Source organism: Enterobacter sichuanensis (assembly GCF_002939185.1).
GTDB classification, from domain to species: Bacteria; Pseudomonadota; Gammaproteobacteria; order Enterobacterales; family Enterobacteriaceae; genus Enterobacter; species Enterobacter sichuanensis.
In genome coordinates this window covers 1-2,773 of record NZ_POVL01000122.1, presented here as the reverse complement: position 1 = coordinate 2,773, position 2,773 = coordinate 1, and the positions used below count along the sequence as shown (strand labels likewise).

Genomic DNA, 2,773 nt, shown 5'->3' with positions numbered 1-2,773 from the left:
CGAACCTTCGACCATTCGGTTAACAGCCGAACGCACAACCGCTGTGCTTCTGACCCTGAAACGAAAAAGCCCAAGGCGTTAACCTCGGGCTTGAATTTTTTGGCTTCGGAACGACTGAACGGATTCCCAGCGTTAGAGATGAATCTATCCAGTTTTTCCGCGAAATGCAATACCTATTTCCTGTATATTTTCAATATTAGGGAAAATTATTTTCATCTCGTTACTTTTGAGAGAATGGCATCAGCCATAGACTCCTGCTTATGGCATTCGGCGACAAGTTCCTCAAAGAGCGGCTGAAGTTGGTCATAGGCCGCCGTTTTTTTTATCTCCGCAACAGTATTAATTCCCTCTATCACCGTTGAGAACTTCAGTCTGGCGTAACCTCTTCCACCGCAACGGTCACAGGCTTTCATCACCGGAACTCCCTGGCGATCGCTTTCTGCTTTGTCCAGTACCTTGCCTTTGCCATGGCAGCGACACGAATTGCTGATAACGCCCTTTCCGTTACACGGCTTGCATTTGACCCGCACCACCTCACGCGCCTGCGTCCAGCTCTCCCAGTCACTTGGGCGAACGGCCCGCGACATTTTCGACCAGTACGGCGGTTTCCCCCATGGATATGAGACCTTGTTGGTAAAGACTTGTGCCTCTGTAAATCCGCTACCATCACAGCAATCACATTTTCGAGTGCTGGCAGCACTTCTTGAATAATCCTGGTATGCAAAAGCGCAGAGAACCTTAAGCACGCCTGACCGAGCTGATTCATCGAGTTCCGACAGTGCTCTGAATTTACCTGATAACTTACGTGCCTGCTCATAGAGTCTCTCCAGTGCTATATCTGGGCTACTAATGCCGATTTTCGAGAGGTAAAGATCGAAACCAAAGCCGCACTTGTGACCAGCAAGGCCAAGCGCCGCCATAACGTCAGTGCCGGTGAGACTGTCTGATGCGGTTGCGCGAGGAGAGTCACTGAACATCGGTGATTTAGGCGCAAAGTATTTAGCGATTGATTCGAGGTTCATTATGCGGCTTCCTTATGTGGCTGATTGGTTTTGGTCTGGCTGTGCTTAGCTACTGGCGGCATGCTGGCGCGCTTAACGCTATCTGCCTGGTACCGGATGATCTGGTCACGAGTCATTCGTCCACCCTCTCGTTCTGCCAGAGAGGAAGTGGAGACTTATCCCCGGCGCGGCGTATGCGGGACTTGGCGTTCTTTTCAATCTGAATGAGCTTTTCGATGTTCTGGCGGCGCTGCTTTTCCTCGCGGCGAAGATACTTAACGCTTTCCCAGTAGCGAGACTCCTGGTCGCAAAGTGTCATCAGGTAGTCGAATGGATCGATTAGCGTTTCGCATTTCCGACAGCGTAGCGTCCGTTCTTTTCCGTTAATCGATACAGCCGAGTGCAGACACATGACCTTTTGGCCTTCACGCTGAATGACCAGCCCATCCTGCAGGTCGTTATTCTTTGACGGGAAAGCGACAACCTTGCCCAGTTCAATTTCGGTTTCTGTGCTCATGCGGCCTCCTGCTGTTTCAGTGCTTTGAGCTTGGCGCGGTACTCATCGCGGATCCGGATGAAATCTTCCCGGCGGTAGTTGGTCATTTCGTGGGGGCCATTGAGCCAGTCGACGTAATCCTGCCCGTAACGAGCGACCAGGCCCGCTTCGTATTGCTGCGCGACCGTCGCCTCTTTGGCGGTGTACTTGCCGGCCCCGGCATTACAGGATTTGCACTGCTTATGGGCGTTGCGCTCTTCAAAGCGCAGTTCAGGGTTAGCGCCGACCGTTTTGAAGTGGCCGCAGTCCCACTGGCCGCCATGAAGATCAGGCGGGTTGGTCTCGCCGCAGCTGATGCATGGCAAACCAGCATCACGCGCACGGATGTAGGCGTTGAATGCCTGCTGAGCCTGCGCTTTGTAGTATCCTGCTGGGCGTAGCTCTGCCAGCCTCTCCTTGCGGCGTTTGCGCCCGGCCTTCTCTGCCTCCTTCTGCTCCTTAATTCGCTTAGCCGCGGCTTTCACCTTCTCCTTTTCGCGCTCTTCCATCGCGAGGATTGCGCCGTGCTCCTGGCAGCACCAGCGGATCCGGATGTCGTGGAATTTCGGCACGAAGTATTCACCGCATACTTTGCACTTACGGCGGGATGGTTTACGCATGGCTCCTCCTCGCCGCGAGACGCAGCCATTTCTGATCCACCAGGCGGGCGGTGTAGCCTTTCAAGGTCGGGACGTCGGACGGCTTAACCGCGGGCTTGCGCTGGCGGCGCGCCGGAACGCGGAAGATTTCGTTTGAGATGACGCGTGCGATAGGGCTGTTCATGCAACCCTCCCGAAATAGTCCAGCGAATAGCGCACTTCGCGGAGCTGAACGCCATTGCCTACGGCAAAGGCCTGCGTGTACTCAATCAGGCTGTTCATGCGCTTAATGCCCATCTTCGAGGTACTTTCTCGGATGGCGCAGAACTCTCCCTCAATACCCGGCACAACTTCACCGGGTTTGCCAGTTGCGACCGCATGCCCGGAGACAAACAGAACCTTCCATTCCGAGAGGTTCCTGCGCTTCCCTGCCCATTGCAGTTGCTTTGACACGTCGCCACATAGCGCGTGGAAGAGTGAGTTTTGTGGCAATGTCCGGTCAGGGTCTGAGAAAGAAACGACGAGAGGAAACTCAGCATTCAGCGGCTGTTGATTGATGTAATCGATGAGGTTTTGGCGGATGCGCTGGTCGCGCAGCAGGAATTTTACAGCCACGCTTCACCTCCGAAGAGGTCAAA

General features: G+C 54.2%; 6 protein-coding genes. All 6 read right to left on the bottom strand.

Annotated features, from left to right (window positions below):
- Positions 1 to 212: 212 nt before the first annotated feature.
- Genes C5687_RS23895 through C5687_RS23870 form a run of 6 tightly spaced genes read right to left on the bottom strand, consistent with a single transcriptional unit; the run spans position 213 to position 2,750 of the window.
- On the bottom strand, positions 213 to 1,022 hold the full coding sequence (locus tag C5687_RS23895; protein WP_023306323.1) for an antitermination protein Q: 810 nt from the start codon (positions 1,020 to 1,022) through the stop codon (positions 213 to 215).
- Positions 1,022 to 1,138 (bottom strand): hypothetical protein, encoded by a 117-nt coding sequence (locus C5687_RS23890; RefSeq protein WP_104558200.1) that lies wholly within the window; start codon positions 1,136 to 1,138, stop codon positions 1,022 to 1,024. The genes C5687_RS23895 and C5687_RS23890 overlap by 1 nt, the downstream gene beginning before the upstream one ends.
- Entirely contained in the window at positions 1,135 to 1,518 is a 384-nt protein-coding gene (locus C5687_RS23885; RefSeq protein ID WP_078310011.1) for a hypothetical protein, read from the bottom strand. Before C5687_RS23885 ends, C5687_RS23890 begins: the two co-directional genes overlap by 4 nt.
- Positions 1,515 to 2,156 (bottom strand): recombination protein NinG, encoded by a 642-nt coding sequence (locus tag C5687_RS23880; RefSeq protein WP_104558198.1) that lies wholly within the window; start codon positions 2,154 to 2,156, stop codon positions 1,515 to 1,517. Before C5687_RS23880 ends, C5687_RS23885 begins: the two co-directional genes overlap by 4 nt.
- On the bottom strand, positions 2,149 to 2,319 hold the full coding sequence (locus C5687_RS23875; RefSeq protein ID WP_104558196.1) for a NinE family protein: 171 nt from the start codon (positions 2,317 to 2,319) through the stop codon (positions 2,149 to 2,151). Before C5687_RS23875 ends, C5687_RS23880 begins: the two co-directional genes overlap by 8 nt.
- Entirely contained in the window at positions 2,316 to 2,750 is a 435-nt protein-coding gene (locus C5687_RS23870) for a recombination protein NinB (protein WP_016042189.1), read from the bottom strand. The genes C5687_RS23875 and C5687_RS23870 overlap by 4 nt, the downstream gene beginning before the upstream one ends.
- Positions 2,751 to 2,773: the final 23 nt, after the last annotated feature.